This window comes from Candidatus Synechococcus spongiarum (genome assembly GCF_900047545.1).
In the GTDB taxonomy this organism is placed as follows: Bacteria; Cyanobacteriota; Cyanobacteriia; order PCC-6307; family Cyanobiaceae; genus Synechococcus_B; species Synechococcus_B spongiarum_C.
Genome location: NZ_FITM01000108.1, coordinates 1 through 16,184 on the forward strand (window position 1 = coordinate 1; position 16,184 = coordinate 16,184).

Sequence of the window (16,184 nt, forward strand, 5' to 3'; positions counted from 1 at the left end):
CGCAGCCAGGGCACGGCGGTTTGCCGCCACATGGCGTGGAGTTCAGCGGGCACACCGGGGAAGGTGAGAATCACAAAGCCCGGCCGCGGCTCCCAGATCATGCCCGGCGCGGTGCCGGTGGGATTGGGGATGACCGTGGCGCCCTTGGGCAGCAGGGCCTGCTTGCGGTTGCTGGCGGGGATCGGCTGCCCTCTAGCCTTGTAGCGGGCCGTGATGGTGGCCAGCACGTCCTCTCGCAACTCCAAGGATTGACCAAAGCAATCGGCAATGGCCTGGGTGGTGAGATCATCACTGGTGGGACCCAGGCCACCGGTGGTCATGAGCAACTGACAGCGGCCACTTGCCTCCCGCACCGCCTCCTGCAGCCGTTGGCTGTTGTCCCCCACCACCGTCTGGCGAAAATGAGGAATGCCCAGGGCCGCCAAGGCCTCCGCCAGCCAGCGGGCATTGCTGTTGAGGATGTTGCCCAGCAGCAGTTCGCTACCGATGCAGAGCAGCTCCGCCCCTTCCCGGGGGTGGTCCCGATCAGGGGCCATGGGCCGGGTTGCGTTGGGACACAAACGTCTTGGCGGGTTGAGCTGTGGCGCCATGGGCCGCCACCCGATTCCTGGAGTCTTCACCACGGCTCCGGGGCGTCGCCTGGGTCCGGCCACTGCGCAGGAGCAGCCAGATGAGCAGGGCTGTTGCCAGGCTCAGCCAGAGGAAGCGGTTACCCACGTTGGCCACCACCAGGGCCAGGCAGGCCAACCACTGGGTGACGGCATAGATCAGAAAGACGGTGTGCCGGTGGCTGAACCCTGCCCGTAGCAACCGGTGATGCAGATGACGTCGATCCGGGTAGAAGGGGGAGCAACCCGACCGCAGCCGGCCCATCACCACGGTGGACATGTCCGCCAGGGGCAGGAAGAGAATCATCAGGGGCAACAGCAGGCTAACCCCGGTGAACTCCTTGGCTGGCCCAATGATGCTGATGGAGGCCAAGGCAAAACCGAGAAAATAGGACCCCCCGTCCCCCATGAAAATCTGGGCCGGGTTCAGGTTATGGCGCAAAAATCCCAGGCAGGTTCCCGCCAGGGCGGCGGCCAGCAGGGTGGGAGCCAGGGCCACCTGGTCGTTCACACAGAAGGTGACAACCGTGAGGCCCACCGCCGCGATGCCACCCACCCCTGCCGCCAAACCGTCCAGACCGTCAATCCAGTTGATGGCGTTGGTGATGCCCACCAGCCACAACACCGTCACCAGCAAACTGAAACCCGTGGAGAATTGCAGTACTTGGCCCCCCAGATGCAGGTTCACGGCGGTGATGCGGATGCCCGCTTCCCACACCACCGTTGCCACCAGAAACTGCGTGGAGAGCCGGGGTAGGGGAGGCAACGAGAGCAGATCGTCGGCCAGGCCGATGCAGAAAAACGCCAGGGATCCCCAGATGGCTGCCCAGATGAGCATCTCCTGATTCCTGGGCAGGACGCCAAAGGCCCCGCAGGCCCAGGTCACGGCGAGGGCCAGCGTAAATCCCAGCACCATGGCGATGCCCCCGATGCGCACGATGGGTGTTTTGTGCTGCTTGCGGGTATCGGGCCGGTCAGTGAGGCCAAACTGCAACCCCACCACCCGCACAACTGGCGCCAGCAAGGTGGTGATCAGCATGGAAAGGCCGAACACCAACAGGCTGAAACTCCAGGGGTTGGCAGCGCTGGGAGAGACCATGGGCACAGGACTTACAACGGAAAACGACGACACAGTTCCTCCACGCGCCGGCGGCAACGGTGGAGCACCTCTTCACTGTCCGGGTTCCGGAGGCGATCCGCAATCACCTCCGCCACCTGTTGGAACGCTTCCGCACCAAAACCCCGTGTCGTCATGGCGGCGGTACCCAGGCGGATCCCGCTGGTGACAAAGGGGGATTCAGGATCAAAGGGGATAGTGTTTTTATTGACGGCCATGTTCATCTCGCTGATCAAGGCATCGGCCCGTTTCCCGGTCATGCCCAGGGAGCGCACGTCCACCAGTATCAGATGGTTGTCCGTTCCCCCTGACACCAACCGTAGGCCACGCTCCTGCAGACGCTGGGCCATGGCCTGTGCATTGGTCACCACCTGTTGGGCGTAGCGGCGGAAGCCTGGATCCAGAGCCTCTCCCAGGGCCGCGGCTTTGGCGGCGATCACGTGCTCCAGCGGTCCCCCCTGACAACCCGGGAACACAGCCTTATCCAGCAACTTGCCCCGATCCGGATCGTTGCACAGGATCAGGCCTCCCCGGGGACCCCGCAGGGTTTTGTGGGTGGTGGTGGTCACCACATGGCAGTGGGGCAGCGGGCTTGGGTGGACCGCCGCCGCCACCAGCCCGGCAATGTGGGCCATATCGGCCAGGAGCCAGGCCCCCACTTCATCGGCAATGGCCCGGAAGGCAGCAAAATCGATGACGCGGGGATAGGCCGAGAAGCCGCAAATGATGAGTTGGGGTTTGCACTCCAGGGCCAGTCGCCGAATGGCGGCAAAGTCGAGGCGCTCAGTGTGCGGATCCACGCCGTAATGCACAGCCCGGAACCATTTACCGGAAACATTCACCGGTGAACCGTGGGTCAGGTGGCCGCCATGGGACAGGTCCAGGGCCAGGATGGTGTCCCCCGGCTTGAGCAGTGCCAGCAGCACCGCGAAATTGGCCTGGGCGCCGCTGTGGGGCTGCACGTTGGCCCACTCCGCCTTGAAAAGCCGCTTGGCCCGGCTGATGGCCAGGGACTCCACAGCGTCGATGTGCTCACAACCGCCATAATAGCGCTTCCCGGGCAACCCCTCCGCGTACTTGTTGGTGAGGACTGTTCCCTGGGCCTCCATCACAGCCCTGGAGGCGAAGTTCTCGCTGGCGATCAGTTCAATGTGGTCCTGCTGGCGGCGCTCCTCCTGGCCAATGAGGTGGGCCAGGTTCGGATCACTCTCCAGCAGTGGGCGGTTACGGACGACGCTCGTGGTCGGGCTCAACAAGGCTTTCCATGGGGTGCTCTGCCGATGGTAGGAAACATGGAAATCCCACCGCACCCCTGAAGACACCGAAGCCGCCTGTGGGGGCGGCCAGGGAGGGCTGAACGGGCCTGGAGAGATTCGAACTCCCGACACCCTGATCCGTAGTCAGGTGCTCTGATCCACTGAGCTACAAGCCCAGCCGTCAGCGGTGCCCAGGAGCCTGACGGCAACCCGGCAGCAATGCATTATGCACCCAACGGGTTCCAGTCGTCAAGTCCGGGGCGACGCCACGGCTGAGGGCAAGTCTTGAAACAATGGAAGACGCCGTTGTTTGTTGCCCTGGCCATGCCCTTACGTTGGCTCGGTGAGCCTGACCCCACGGATCCCCGCTATCAGGATCTGGAGCGGCGGGTCAACCTGGCCCTGCACGGGGCCCTCTACGCTGCCCTCAATTCCGGCCTCTGGTTCACGCAGTTGTTGCGACATCCCTGGCCCCGCCTGGGCTGGTTCAGCCTGGCGTGGCTCCTGGCCCTGCTGGTCCATCTGGCGATTGTGGTGCAGCGGCGGCTGCGCTGAGGCGCCGTCGGCAAGCCCGGTTGACCGGCGCGGAAGCCAGGAGCCAGGGTTGCCGATAGGGTTGGACGGCAACGACATGGTCGTCATGCTGGTCATTGAGATCATCAATACCCGCGAGGTGCTGCGCAAGCGCATTGGGCCACTGGGAGATCGCCTGATTGGTCGGGTTCTCGACCATGAGGCGGAGGTGGAGAAAGCCGTGATTCAAGAATTGGAGACGGCCTTCAAATCCTTTGGCATCGAGGCCAGGATCCTGTCCGTGGAGGGCATGGAACTCATGGGAAGTCGCCTGGAGGTTTCCCTCAAATTGCGGGAGCAACGACAGGTGATCCCCTGAGGCCCGGTCAGCGGCAACATCAACGCTCATGTGCAACGGTCAGCGTGCTTCCGGGCCGGAGACGGGGCCAGCGCACCCCCTGAGGCGGCGGCGCAGCAGTTGCAGAAGTTCCTCCGCTTCCGCCACCCGCAGGTGCTGGGCCAGAAGGACGTAACTCACCACACCCAGACCAGCGGAGACAAGGAGTTCCAACACCCCACCCACAAATCCCCGTGGCCAGGCCACCAACCGACTTGTCAGCGCGGCCGCCAGGCTCCCCGCGCCTGTGGCCAGCAGCAGCGCCAGGCCATCCCGCAGCAGCGGCCGCCAAGGTAGCGACAGCTCATGCGCTTTCAGGCGGATCATCAGCACCAGGGCTGCGATCATGTTCACCCCCATGGTGGCCAGCACCAGCCCCGGCGCCCCAAAACTGAAGGGCAGCACCGGTCCCGCCGGGGTCGGTCCCCCTGTGAGACCCCAATCCAGCACAACGTTGAGACCGATGCTCACCGCTGACACCCGGAAGGGGGTGACGGCATCTTCCAAGGCATAGAAGGACCGCACCAACACGTCCCTGGCCAGGTAGGCGGGCATCCCTAGTCCATAGGCCACCAGCAGGGCGCCCACCAGTTCCGCTGCCTGGCTGTCAAAGGCGCCATGGCCGTAGATGGTGCGGATCAGTGGTTCTGCTAGCACCATGAGCAGGGCGCCCATGGGCAGCATGGCGGCAATGCTCACCATGAGACCCCAGCGCAGTTGCCTGCGGAAGCCCTCGCCATCCCTGGCCCGCACCAGACGGGACAGGGCCGGCAGCAACGGCAACAGCACCATGCTGGAGACAATGCCCAGTGGGGTTTGCACCAGGAGATTGGCGTACGTCAGCCCCGCAGCTACCCCCTGCCGGGGCAGAAGAGAGGCGAAGAACAGGTCCGTAAAGACGGCGATGTAGAGCATCCCCGAGGACAAGGTGGCAGGACCCATGACCCGCAGCACCTCCCATACCCCCCTATCCCGCCAACGCCAGCGCAGCCGTGGCCAGCCCAACCCCAGGCGACCCATGGCTGGCAGTTGCACCAGCCACTGCAAGAGCCCGCCGACCGTGGTGGAGAGACCAAGAACGATGCCCCCCAGCAGGGCCTGGTCAGGGGCGCCCATATCTGCCCCCAGCCTCCACCACAGCCAGCCCAACCCAGCCAGAACCGCCCCACTGGAAAGGAGGGGGCTGAGGGAAGGAAGCCAGAATGCATCCGCTGCATTGAGAGCGCCAAAGCCGAGACCCACCAGCCCGGCCAGCAAAGCCAGGGGCGCCATGAGCCGCACCTGAACCACCGCCAACTGGCGAGTGGTCTCCTTCCCCGCCAGGGCCAGCCCAGGCACTGTGACGTCAATCACGAGGTCGGCACCCAACACCAGCGCCACGGTCACCAGCAGGAGCACCGTGGCCACCATGGTGTTGATGGTCTCCAGCAGTTGTCGGGCCTGTTGACGGTCTCTCTTGGCCAGCACCGAGACCATGGCGCTGTGGAAGGGTCCGTTAATCCCCCCCAGCAGGATCAACAGGAATCCGGGCACCACGTAGGCGTAGTTATAGGCGTCGTAGGCCGGGCCAATGCCGAAGGCTGCCGCCAGAGCCAACTGGCGCACCAGTCCACCTAGTTTGCTCAGGCTGGTGGCGGCGCCGACAATCAGCCCGATCTGGCCGAGGGAACGCGCAGGTGGGGGTTGGACCATGGGAGGCTGACACTGGGGCAGGATAGTTAGGTGCGCAAAGGGACCAGGAATGAGTCGGACAGAGATGGAGACGTCGCGCCAAGTGCTGTCCTTTGCACCCCTCAGCGAAGGGATCCTGCTGCGGCGCTATCGGCGTTTTCTGGCGGACGTGCAGCTGACCGACGGGACGGAGGTGACGGCCCATTGCCCCAATACGGGTCCCATGACCGGCGTCTGTCAGGTGGGATCCCCGGTGCGCATCCGCCATGACCCCAGTCCCCACCGCAAACTGGCCTGGACCTGGGAGCAGATTCAGGTCTGTGGTCATGGGGGGCAGCCCGAGTGGGTGGGCATCAACACCGCCCTGCCCAACCGCCTCCTGGAGCAGGTGATTCGCCAGGGAAGGCTGGATCCCCAGCTTGGCGCCCACGCAACCATCCGCCGCGAGGTGACCTACGGCCGCCAGAAGAAGAGCCGCATTGACCTGTTGCTGGAGGGGGGCGAGCGCCCTGTCTACGTGGAGATCAAGAACACCACCTGGAGCGAGGGGCCGGTGGCCTTGTTTCCCGATACGGAGACCACCCGGGGCCAGAAGCACCTGCAAGACCTCATGGACATGCTGCCCACAGCCCGGGCCGTGCTTCTGTTCTGTGTGAATCGCAGCGACTGCACCGACTTCGCCCCCGGTGACCGGGCCGATCCCCGCTATGGAAAGCTGTTCCGCATGGCGCGCACCGCCGGAGTGGAGGTGTATGCACCGCGCTTTTCCCACCGACCGGATGGCGTGGACTGGTGTGGCCTGGCAACGGTTCTGGATCGTCAGCCTGACACCCCCGTCCCAGGGAAATGACGTGGAATCTTGTAGCAGTAGCTACAAAACTTCTTTCTATAGGCTTGCAATGTGGCAAAAGAGTTGGCGACATTCGCCGACGACTCTTCTCTTTGCACGTGCTTTTTTCTTTGTATGACGCTTGCAATGCATCGCCCGCGCATGACTGCGGCCCAGCAGTTGGCACAGAAGAGCCTATACAACGGTGTCGCTCAGCTTACTGAGTTCATCACGAAGGGTTCTCTCAACCGGCTGGCCTGGTTGGCCTGTGTGCCCTTGAGCTTGATGGGCTTGGGCTTGTTCAATCTTGCCGCCAAGGCCCAGGAAACAATGGAGGCCGCTGCGCCGGAAATCAGCGCCGCCTTCCTGGCCAACAATCTCTGGTTGCTGATCGCCACCATCCTCGTTATCTTCATGAATGCGGGCTTCGCCATGGTGGAGGCGGGGATGTGCCGGCAGAAGAACGCCGTCAACATCCTGTCGAAGAACTTGTTCGTGTTCGCCCTGGCGGTGAGTTCCTACTGGCTGATCGGTTACTCCATCATGTACGGGAATGCCGTCGCCAATGGATGGCTCTATTTCAACGGGCTCTTCTTTGATCCTTACGTCTCGCCGGAGACCATCGCCGAGGCAGGACTGGTGCCGACGGTGGACTTCCTCTTCCAGTCCGCCTTTGCCGGTACGGCTGCCACCATCGTTTCCGGGCTGGTGGCGGAGCGCATCAAGTTTGGCGAGTTCGTGATCTTCTCCCTGGTGCTCACCGGAATCATTTACCCCATCTCCGGAAGCTGGCAGTGGAACGGCGGCTGGCTCTCCGAGATGGGCTTTATTGATTTTGCCGGCTCCTCTATCGTTCACTCCGTGGGCGCCTGGGCCGGTGTTGTGGGCGCTGCCCTCCTGGGTCCCAGGATCGGCAAGTTTCTCAACGGTCAAGCCCAGGCCATGCCTGGCCACAACATGGGGATCGCCACCCTGGGCTGCCTGGTGCTCTGGATTGGCTGGTACGGCTTTAACCCCGGCTCTCAACTGGCCATGGACCAGTACGTACCCTTTGTGGCGGTGACCACCACCCTGGCGGCTGCTGGCGGCGGCATTGGCGCGGCCCTACTCTCCAAGATCACCTCCGGCAAGCCGGATCTGACCATGATCATCAATGGCATCCTGGCGGGCTTGGTGAGCATCACCGCCGGTTGCGGCAACATGACCCTGGTGGGTTCGTGGGTGGCTGGCTTCATCGGCGGCCTCATCGTGGTGGTCTCCGTCGGCGTTCTGGACGGCATGGGCATTGACGACCCCGTCGGCGCCTTCTCGGTTCACGGCACCTGCGGTATCTGGGGCACACTGGTGATCGGCCTCTGGGGCGTGGAAGGTATGGATATGGGTGCTGGAGGAGTCCCCCCCGCTGGTATCGGCCTGCTCAACGGTGGTGGCTTTGCCCAACTGGGTTATCAGATCGTGGGTGTGCTGGCCTACGGCATCTGGACCGTGGTGACCTGCTTTATCGCCTGGAAGGTGATTGGCGCCATCTTCGGCGGCATCCGGGTGACCGAAGACGAGGAACTCACCGGTCTGGACATTGGCGAGCACGGCATGGAGGCCTACCCGGATTTTGCATCCAGCAACAGTTGAAGCGGTTTGAGCCGACCAGCTTGAACCCGGTTTCTTTGCGTTCGGCTCCGGCTCGGCATTCAATTGCTGCTCCAGCCCCCGCTGGTCAGCCTCCCATCAGAAAAGGCTCTGGATTATCCTGGTCCAGGGCCTTTTCTCTTGCTCTGCCCATACACTGCTCAACCATCACCTTGTGCTGCTGTGGCTGAAACCATTGATACCCAGGCGTTCCGCCGCACACTCCACCACTCCAACAACTACAACCGGCGTGGCTTTGGTCGAGCCAACGAGGTGGCCAGCACCCTGGAAAACGCCTATCAATGCGACCTGATCCAGCAGATTCGCGCCAACAACGACAAACTCACCCAGGGTCGTCTCACCATTCACCTGGCTGAGGCGTTTGGTTTCTGCTGGGGGGTGGAGCGGGCTGTGGCCATGGCCTACGAGACCCGGCGCCACTTCCCCAAGGAGCGCATCTGGATCACCAACGAGATTATCCATAATCCCTCGGTCAACCGCCATCTGCGCCAGATGGGGGTGTTGTTCGTGCCGATCATGGAGGGGCGCAAGGACTTTTCAGCGGTGGAGCAGGGGGACGTGGTGATTCTGCCCGCCTTTGGCGCCACGGTGGACGAGATGCAACTCCTCAACCAGCGCCAATGCACCATTGTGGACACCACCTGTCCCTGGGTGTCCAAAGTGTGGAGCGCCGTGGAGCGCCACAAGAAGAGGGACTTCACCTCCATCATCCACGGCAAGGTGAAGCACGAAGAAACCCTGGCCACCAGCTCCTTTGCCGGCACCTACCTGGTGGTGCTGAACCTGGAGGAAGCCCGTGTGGTGTGTGACTACATCCTCTCGGGCGGGGATCGCCAGGCCTTTCTGGAGCGCTTCAAACATGCCTGCTCCCTTGAGTTCGATCCGGACAGGGATCTGGTCCGGTTGGGGGTGGCCAATCAAACCACCATGCTGAAGACGGAAACAGAAGCCATTGGCCGACTGTTTGAGCAGGCCCTGTTGCGTCGCTACGGTCCCACGTCCCTCAAGGAACACTTTCTGGCCTTTAACACCATCTGTGACGCCACCCAGGAGCGTCAGGACGCCATGTTTTCCCTGGTGGAGGAAAAGCTGGACCTGATGGTTGTCATCGGCGGCTACAACTCCTCCAACACCACCCATCTACAGGAAATCGCTATGGAGCGGGGCATTCTCTCCCTCCACATCGACGCTCCCGAGCGCATTGGTCCGGGCAACGCCATCGAACACAAGCCCCTGGGTCAAAATCTGGAGCGCCTCTCCCCCTTCCTGCCCGAAGGGAACATCACCGTGGGGGTCACCTCGGGTGCGTCCACCCCTGACCGGGTTGTGGGGGAAACCATTCGCGCTCTGTTCGAGATTGCCAATGACGGCTCCCCCGACGAGAGGTTCTGAGCCTCAGCGATTCACCCAAATCCTGTTGACGATCTCCATGCCCGTCAGGGCTTGCCAGAGGAAGAGAGTCATGACGCCCATATTCAGCCCCACATGGGCTTTTCTCGCCACCACGTTACCCCGCTGCATCAGGGGCGCCAGCCCTGCGGCCAGGGCAATCATGCAGGCCATGGCTGCGCCCGCCAGCAGATGGGGACCCACAAACAGTTTGCCGTTATTGAGGTAGGTCACCCCCATGCCGAGGAAGGTGCCCAGCACCATCAATGCCAGAACAAGCGATCCAACAAGGAAGTGACGCTGGCTCACCTTGCTCTTGGCTAGTTGTTTGCGCAACTCGGCATCCTGTGTGGTGCGCAGCTTCTTGCTGCGGATGCCCAGGAACAGGGCATAGCCACTCAAGGCCAGCAGTGACCACATCATCAAGGGGTGAATGAAGTTGAGGCTGAAGCCAACGGTCTCCGGCATGGCAGCGTCAGGGGCATGGTCTGCTGGTTCAGGCTAGGGGCTTACCCCTTGCCGTGTGCCTTGCGGCACAAACGCTAATGGAGAAAGTGGCGGCGCCCGGTGCAGATCATCACCAAACCATGGGCATTGCAAGCCGCAATAGAGTCCTCATCCCGCTTGCTGCCACCGGGCTGAATCAGGGCGCGGATGCCGGCATTGGCCGCAAGCTGCACCGTATCGGAGAAGGGGAAAAAGCCGTCACTGGCCAGGACGGCGCCGTGGGTGTTCTCTCCGGCAGCCGCTAGGGCCAACTCCGCCGCACCAACGCGGTTCATCTGCCCCGCACCAATGCCGAGGGTCTGCTGATCCTTGGATACCACAATGGCGTTGGAGCGCACATGACGCACCACCCGCCAGGCAAAGTCCAACTCCGCCAGGAGCGTGGCATCGGGTTGTGCCGTGCTGACCACCTGCCAGGTGGAACGGTCCACCGGCTGCTGATCCCGCTGCTGCACCAGAACACCCCCCAGGATGGTGCGGAGTTGTTGCCCGGATGCGCCAGCCACTGCCGCCTGCTCCAGGACGAGAAGACGCAGATTGGGCTTGGGTGCCAGACACGCCAGCGCCTCCGCCGAGACCCCGGGGGCCACCACGCACTCCACAAAGATGGCGGCCAACTGAGCGGCGGCGGCGGCATCCAGGGGCTGGTTCACGGCCACAACGCTGCCAAAGGCGGACACAGCATCCGCCGCCAAGGCCCGCTGCAGCGCCGTGGCCGGATCAACTCCGGTGGCCACGCCACAGGGATTGGTGTGCTTCACCACCACAGCGGCCGCCTGCGGCGGCGGAAAGTCCTGCACACTGGCGAGGGCGGCGTCCAGGTCCAGCAGGTTGTTAAAGCTCAGTTGCTTGCCCTGGAGTTGCCGCGCCGCGCCCCAGCCGGCCCGAGAGTCCCCGTACCAGAGGGCGCTCTGATGAGGGTTTTCCCCGTAGCGCAAGCGCTGGCGCCGGGGCAGGGTCAACTGCAACGGCTCCGACTCCTCCAGTTGGGCGCCAAACCACTGACTGACGGCAGCGTCATAGTGGGCGGAATGCCGAAAGGCGGCCAAGGCCAGGCGGCGGCGCTGCTGAAGATCCGGGCCACCGGCGGCCAGGGCCTCCAGGAAGGGTTCATATTGACTGGGGGCCGTCAGCACACTGACGTGGGCATGGTTTTTGGCGGCGGCCCTGAGCATGGCCGGGCCGCCAATATCAATCACCTCAACGGCCTGCTCCCAAGCCACCGTGGCATCCGCCACCGTAGCTTCAAAGGGGTAGAGGTTCACCACCACCAGATCAATGGTGGGGATGCCCTGGCGTTGCAGGTCCTCCCGGTGTTCCGGCTTGTGGCGCTCCGCCAGGATGCCGCCGTGGATGCGTGGGTGCAGCGTTTTGACGCGACCGTTGAGGATTTCGGGAGCGCCGGTATGTTCAGCCACGGTGGTGACCGTCAAGCCCCCGTCCTGCCGCAAGAGCTGGGCCGTTCCCCCACTGCAGATCAACCGGAAGCCATGGCGCCGCTGTAAGGCTGTGGCCAAATGCACCAGGCCGGTTTTATCGGAGACGCTGAGCAGTGCAGTGGGAGCCATGGGCATATCCGGACAAGGCCCATGCTAGAGAAGAGCCACAACAAGACAGTGGGCTGTGGCTGAGCAGATGGTGCGGCGGGGCAAGCCCGGAGTTGGTCGATTGGTCCTCCTCCATGGCTGGGGCGCCAACAGCAGGGACCTGCTGCCTCTTGGCCTGCATCTCATGGAGGGTCTGGGGGACGTAGTGGCCTTGGAGGCTCCGGAGCCTCACCCCCATGTGCCCGGCGGGCGGCAGTGGTATCCCCTGACCCAGGAGGCGGAAGCGCAGGGATGGCCCGGGGTGCCCAAGGCTCTGGACCACATCAACCACCATCTGGTCCGCCTGCAACAAGAGCACCCATGGCAACAAACCGCCTTGCTGGGCTTTTCCCAGGGCGCCGCCATGGCCCTGGAAGCCGCTGTTGATAAACCCCTGGCGGGGGTGGTGGCGTGCAGCGGGTATCCCCATGGCCAGAACTCGCTACAGGGACTTCAGGCGCCAGTTCTGCTGATCCACGGCCAGAGCGACCCGGTGGTTCCCCTGCAAGCCAGTCTTCAGTTGCAGGCAGTGCTGGAGGCGCAGGGGTGCGAGGTTACGCTGCAAAGCTTCACGGGTGAACACACCATTCCGCCCGAAGCCTTGACGCCCGTCCGTCAGTTTCTTGTGCGGTGTTTCATGCCCACACCTGGGGGATCCAGGTAGTTGAGATTGTGCGCTTTTCTGTGTTGCCGCAGGAGTTGCTGCCGTTAAAATGATCGCACTTTTCTGATCTTTTCATAAGCGATGGTGAATACTTGGGTACGTTTTTCAAAAAGTCGCAGCATGTCTTCAGATAGGTTTTTCGATTTAAAGGTATCTGGATGGTAAAGCTTCATGAGATTACGATAAACTTTCTTAATCTCATCATTTGAAGCAGTGGTAGCAGGAGAAATTCCGATGATTTTATAGGCTTCCTGTAGATCGAGAGAGGCATTCATGGGTCGGAATTGGGTACGGACTGCTGCCTCAATGCTATCAATATCAGCTTGACTAAGATTGAGTTGTGCAGCTATTCTTCCAATAGAGAGTTTTTCCTGACGGCTGAAGTCTTTATCTGAATAGGCAAATTGTACTAAGCTCATTACGAAAACATTGAGAAGCTCAGGATTGGCATTGCAACTGTTTTGCAAGTCTGTCATAAGATTATCTAAATCAACATCCAATTTTTGCTTCCCTAGACGGAACAAATTCTCCGCTTGACGGCGACGCTCTGGAGCCAGCTTCATTTCATCCATTAGGCTTGTCACAAATTCAATCTCTTGGGAGCAAATCTTTCCGTCAACTTTAGCAAGATATCCAAGTGCTGTGAATAAGGCCGTGAAAATGATCGTTGAATCCGAGTGGGTCCTACTTGAATCAGCAATGTATTTTATCTCTGTAGATAGCTGCGCTCCAAGTATCTGTATCAAATTCAGATTTTCCATTGTCTCCGCAATGTCAAGAGGGGTAAGGCCGTTTTTGTTCGTGGTATCGATAGAAGCATCAGCCTCAATCAGAGCCTTGACAACATCATTTTGACCTTTCTTTATGGCAATGTGTAGAGGAGTATTGCCGTTATCGTCCTTGGCATTGAGATTCGCTCCAGCCTCAATCAGAATCTTGACAACATCGTTTTGATCTCTCTTTATGGCAATGTGCAGAGGGGTATTGTCGTTATCGTCCTTGGCATTGAGATTCGCTCCAGCCTCAATCAGAATCTTGAGAACTTCGGCTTGACCTCTTTTGGCTGCAGCGTGTAGTGGTGTATCGTCATTATCGTCCTTGGCACCGAGGTTCGCTCCAGCTTTAAGGAGAGCTCTGGTAATATCTATTTGGCCCTTCTTCACGGCAATATGTAAAGGTGTATTGCGATCATCGTCTTTGGCATTGGGATTTGCTCCGGCCTCGATGAGAGCCCGAGCAACGTCTGCTTGGCCTTTCTTTGCCACAATGTGCAGCGCGGTATCGCCCTCGGCATCCTTGGCATCAACATTGGCGCCAGCCTCAATGAGGGCCTTGACGATCTCCGTTTGACCTCTCTTCGCCGCGACGTGTAGGGCAGTCCTCCCGTCAGCATCGGTGGTATTGAGATCACCAACGGTATCAACGGAAACCTTGACAGCTTCTGTTGGATTCTTCTTGGTCGCAGGATCTGTTGGAATTTTGCTCTCCTTATTTGAGACCTTGGCACGATCACTGGCCTCAAGAAAGGCTTTGGCAACTTCTGTTCTAAATGTTTTAAATTTATCTATTGAATCCGAAGAAGATACTGTCTTATCATTATTAAGATCCCTATCATACTCACTAAAATACTTATCACATACGTCCTTGTATGCAAGATCCATCGGATTATTTTGATTTATATCTTTGGAATTTATATGGGCACCACTATAAACAAGAATTTTGCCCACTCCCACATCAGATCTCGCAGCTGCGTAGTGCAGAGGAGTTCGTTTATAATAATTCTGAGCATTAGGATCAGCGCCGGCGGCGGTGAGAGCTTTGGCAATGTCCAGATGCCCGCCTCTGGCTGCGGAGTGTAGGGGGGTGTCCTTGAGGTAGGAGGCACGGAGGTAACCACCAGTGCTGTCCAGGCCCAGGCTACCAGTGCTGCCGTGGGCATTCACATCAGCGCCGGCATCAATGAGGAGCTTGGCAATGTCTGTATGACCCCTTCTAGCTGCATGATGCAGAGGAGTCGCCTCAGCATCTTTGGAGTTCAGATCGGCGCCAGCAGCGATGAAGGCCCTGACAACTGTCGTGTCGCCTTTTTGAGCTGCATCGGTCAGTGCAGTCATTTTCGATCCGGCCTGCAAGAGGAACTCTGCCGACTTTAGCATCCTCCTCAATCCCGTCGTCAACCCCTGGAAAGAGCCCTTTGCCCCTCAACTGGCCTGGCAACGAGTCTTGATCCGCCGTGCCCCGGCTTTTTCCAGGTTCCCTGAAGTTGGCTCTTCGGGTAAAAATAGTGTATGAGCCCCCTGCCTTTCCTCCCATCCCCCGCGCTCCCCATGCCCAACTCACTCCCGCATCAGCGCCTTTCCGTCTGCCCTCAACCCTTGTTGGGGCCGTTGGCTGTGTTGATGGCTGCCTGCCTGGCCACGATCCATCCCGCCCAGGCCCAGCAGCCCGTACGACCGCTGCCCTACCACAGCCGTTGCCTCTCAGGCTATGTCGCCTCCGGCAGCTACTGCCTTCCCGCCAAGAGTGGCAATCCCCGTGGGGCCCTTGTGAAGGTGGGCAGAGTCTGCCCACAGGGCTTTACGGGTTGGGGCAATTACTGCCTCGGCACGCCCAACAATCGGCGGGAGGCCATGCAGAAGGTTGGCGATACCTGCCCCCAAGGTTGGTCTGCGTCTCAGGACTACTGCATGATCCCTACAGACAACAAGCGTCGTGCAGTGATCACGAGGGTGGGCAGAGGTTGCCCCACAGGCTTTACCCCTTGGGGAGACTATTGCCTCGGCTCCCCCAACCAGGAGCAGGAGGCGGTGTTGAGAGTCGGTCGCCTCTGCCCGCCGGGATGGCCCAGGTTCGGTACCTATTGCCTCCGGACGGCGAAGTAACCGGGTCGCGTTGCTCTCTTTTGGTGGAGAGAGGTGCAGACCATCCTCCCACAGCTTTCCCAAAGGCTGAATCGAGGCAAAGAGGGGGTTCCCAATGTTTCCCTCTGTTTCAAAGGGCCTGGCGAACTTTTTCACCAAGCTCCTGAGGGCTAGGGTTCACTCGAGACACAACCGCTCCGGGCATGGGTTGCTTACTCTTCATTGTCTTTGTTGTCCTTCTGCTTTTCTTGCCTCGTCTTGCCATTCTTTTCCTGATTTTACTTCTGTTTCTGGTCATCGCGAAATCCCTCTGATTGAAGGGCGCATAGAGGGGAGCTACACACTTCAGGCTGTGCCCTGAAGCTGCAAGACCTTAGCCACGAATCAGAACTTCCCCCTGCTCCACCACCCGCCAGAACTTTCCTTGCGGCTGGACCCGAGCAGGTTTGCTGACCTGTGGAGTTGGTTGCGCCGGTTGCCGCTTGAGCGCAAACAGCCCAGTGTGCCCTGTCTGACAGCGCTGGAATACCCCCAGAGTTTCATGATTGGGGACAAGCAGATTCTCGCCATTGACCTGGAAAACGAGAAAGCTGGCTCCGGCTTGGGCAGGCTCCAACTCGAGTCCGGCAATATCACCACGATAGATGCGGTTTTGACTGGCGGCAGTGATTTTCACCTTCACTGCAGACCACCGCGCCAGAGCGGCTCGGTCGCCACCTTGCTCCAAAACTTGAACAAGAGAATTGGCTGGGCTCAGCCTGGGAGTCGGTTGAGGTTTATCCATGACCCTTGGCGGTGGGGCAGTAGCCGCAGGTTGAAACCGTCCTATTCTTTTCATACTTTGCTCCATGTCTTCCACCTTCCGCAACAAGGTTTGCTGATCCTGTTTCAGATACTGGAGCAGTTTTTGCTGCTTTTCCATTTGGTTCTGAATCTCTAGTAGGCTAGCGTCCTGGGTCGGGTTTCCTGATTTCGATTTTACCAGATTTCTTAGATGCCACTTCCATGGCTTTTGTAATTGTGAGAGGATCAACCCTAAGAAGATCACCAGTAAGACGTTACTCAGAATCACGAAGGCTAGAGTGGTCATGGTTAAAGGCTGGCAGTGATGATGGCCATTGGGGCAGGCTGTAGGCTTT

At 60.3% G+C, this 16,184-nt stretch carries 15 protein-coding genes and 1 tRNA gene; 7 read left to right on the plus strand and 9 right to left on the minus strand.

Features of this window, described 5'->3' with window-relative positions:
* The 4 genes from FLM9_RS04655 to FLM9_RS04670 form a co-directional block, all read right to left on the minus strand.
* Positions 1–536, minus strand: a 536-nt coding sequence (locus FLM9_RS04655; RefSeq protein ID WP_257243007.1) for a molybdopterin-binding protein, incomplete at its 3' end; no start/stop codon positions are given.
* On the minus strand, positions 526–1,707 hold the full coding sequence (locus FLM9_RS04660; protein WP_074457485.1) for a glycosyltransferase family 4 protein: 1,182 nt from the start codon (positions 1,705–1,707) through the stop codon (positions 526–528). The genes FLM9_RS04655 and FLM9_RS04660, both read right to left, overlap by 11 nt.
* A gap of 11 nt (positions 1,708–1,718) precedes the next feature.
* Complete coding sequence (gene glyA / locus FLM9_RS04665; protein WP_074457494.1) at positions 1,719–2,978, minus strand: serine hydroxymethyltransferase; 1,260 nt, start codon at positions 2,976–2,978, stop codon at positions 1,719–1,721.
* Positions 2,979–3,083: 105 nt separating this feature from the next.
* Positions 3,084–3,157 (minus strand) — tRNA-Arg (locus FLM9_RS04670).
* 109 nt (positions 3,158–3,266) lie between these two features.
* Here FLM9_RS04670 and FLM9_RS04675 point away from each other — a divergent pair.
* Positions 3,267–3,536, plus strand: coding sequence for a hypothetical protein (locus FLM9_RS04675; protein ID WP_306806790.1), 270 nt, complete (start codon positions 3,267–3,269; stop codon positions 3,534–3,536).
* An 85-nt stretch (positions 3,537–3,621) separates the two neighbouring features.
* Positions 3,622–3,873: a cytochrome-c oxidase gene (locus FLM9_RS04680; RefSeq protein ID WP_074457496.1), complete on the plus strand. Its 252-nt coding sequence runs from the start codon at positions 3,622–3,624 to the stop codon at positions 3,871–3,873.
* A gap of 39 nt (positions 3,874–3,912) precedes the next feature.
* Here FLM9_RS04680 and murJ read toward each other — a convergent pair whose 3' ends face one another.
* Entirely contained in the window at positions 3,913–5,583 is a 1,671-nt protein-coding gene (murJ, locus tag FLM9_RS04685) for a murein biosynthesis integral membrane protein MurJ (protein WP_074457486.1), read from the minus strand.
* A gap of 49 nt (positions 5,584–5,632) precedes the next feature.
* Here murJ and sfsA point away from each other — a divergent pair, with 49 nt between their 5' ends.
* The 3 genes from sfsA to FLM9_RS04700 all read left to right on the plus strand — a co-directional run bounded on the left by sfsA (position 5,633) and on the right by FLM9_RS04700 (position 9,430).
* Positions 5,633–6,412 (plus strand): DNA/RNA nuclease SfsA, encoded by a 780-nt coding sequence (sfsA, locus tag FLM9_RS04690; protein ID WP_074457487.1) that lies wholly within the window; start codon positions 5,633–5,635, stop codon positions 6,410–6,412.
* 141 nt (positions 6,413–6,553) lie between these two features.
* Positions 6,554–8,020 carry an ammonium transporter gene (locus FLM9_RS04695; RefSeq protein WP_257243008.1) on the plus strand — a complete coding sequence of 489 codons (1,467 nt, stop codon included), beginning with the start codon at positions 6,554–6,556 and terminating at the stop codon, positions 8,018–8,020.
* A 192-nt stretch (positions 8,021–8,212) separates the two neighbouring features.
* Positions 8,213–9,430: a 4-hydroxy-3-methylbut-2-enyl diphosphate reductase gene (locus tag FLM9_RS04700; protein ID WP_074457497.1), complete on the plus strand. Its 1,218-nt coding sequence runs from the start codon at positions 8,213–8,215 to the stop codon at positions 9,428–9,430.
* 3 nt (positions 9,431–9,433) lie between these two features.
* On the opposite strand, the gene FLM9_RS04705 is transcribed toward FLM9_RS04700, so the two are convergent.
* A complete protein-coding gene (locus FLM9_RS04705; protein WP_074457489.1) occupies positions 9,434–9,895 on the minus strand; it encodes a DUF4079 domain-containing protein in 462 nt (153 codons plus the stop codon).
* Between the two features lie 74 nt (positions 9,896–9,969).
* On the minus strand, positions 9,970–11,502 hold the full coding sequence (gene purH / locus FLM9_RS04710; RefSeq protein ID WP_074457498.1) for a bifunctional phosphoribosylaminoimidazolecarboxamide formyltransferase/IMP cyclohydrolase: 1,533 nt from the start codon (positions 11,500–11,502) through the stop codon (positions 9,970–9,972).
* 55 nt (positions 11,503–11,557) lie between these two features.
* On the opposite strand from purH, the gene FLM9_RS04715 reads away from it, so the two are divergent.
* Positions 11,558–12,184 (plus strand): alpha/beta hydrolase, encoded by a 627-nt coding sequence (locus FLM9_RS04715; protein WP_143324603.1) that lies wholly within the window; start codon positions 11,558–11,560, stop codon positions 12,182–12,184.
* Positions 12,185–12,228: 44 nt separating this feature from the next.
* Here the strand turns inward: FLM9_RS04715 and FLM9_RS04720 are convergent, their stop codons facing one another.
* Complete coding sequence (locus FLM9_RS04720) at positions 12,229–14,316, minus strand: ankyrin repeat domain-containing protein (RefSeq protein ID WP_180365298.1); 2,088 nt, start codon at positions 14,314–14,316, stop codon at positions 12,229–12,231.
* Positions 14,317–14,511: 195 nt separating this feature from the next.
* Here FLM9_RS04720 and FLM9_RS08140 point away from each other — a divergent pair, with 195 nt between their 5' ends.
* The gene (locus FLM9_RS08140; RefSeq protein WP_180365299.1) at positions 14,512–15,066 is read left to right on the plus strand and encodes a hypothetical protein; all 555 of its coding nucleotides are present in this window, start codon (positions 14,512–14,514) and stop codon (positions 15,064–15,066) included.
* A gap of 352 nt (positions 15,067–15,418) precedes the next feature.
* Here the strand turns inward: FLM9_RS08140 and FLM9_RS07970 are convergent.
* Positions 15,419–16,184, minus strand: a 766-nt coding sequence (locus FLM9_RS07970) for a hypothetical protein (RefSeq protein ID WP_218969739.1), incomplete at its 5' end; no start/stop codon positions are given.

Coding starts and splice junctions, on each gene's coding strand:
- sfsA (WP_074457487.1), top strand. CDS start 5,633: ATGAGTCGGACAGAGATGGAGACGTCGCGCCAAGTGCTGTCCTTTGCA.
- murJ (WP_074457486.1), bottom strand. CDS start 5,583: ATGGTCCAACCCCCACCTGCGCGTTCCCTCGGCCAGATCGGGCTGATT.
- FLM9_RS04680 (WP_074457496.1), top strand. CDS start 3,622: ATGCTGGTCATTGAGATCATCAATACCCGCGAGGTGCTGCGCAAGCGC.
- FLM9_RS08140 (WP_180365299.1), top strand. CDS start 14,512: ATGCCCAACTCACTCCCGCATCAGCGCCTTTCCGTCTGCCCTCAACCC.
- FLM9_RS04705 (WP_074457489.1), bottom strand. CDS start 9,895: ATGCCGGAGACCGTTGGCTTCAGCCTCAACTTCATTCACCCCTTGATG.
- FLM9_RS04660 (WP_074457485.1), bottom strand. CDS start 1,707: ATGGTCTCTCCCAGCGCTGCCAACCCCTGGAGTTTCAGCCTGTTGGTG.
- FLM9_RS04695 (WP_257243008.1), top strand. CDS start 6,554: ATGACTGCGGCCCAGCAGTTGGCACAGAAGAGCCTATACAACGGTGTC.
- purH (WP_074457498.1), bottom strand. CDS start 11,502: ATGGCTCCCACTGCACTGCTCAGCGTCTCCGATAAAACCGGCCTGGTG.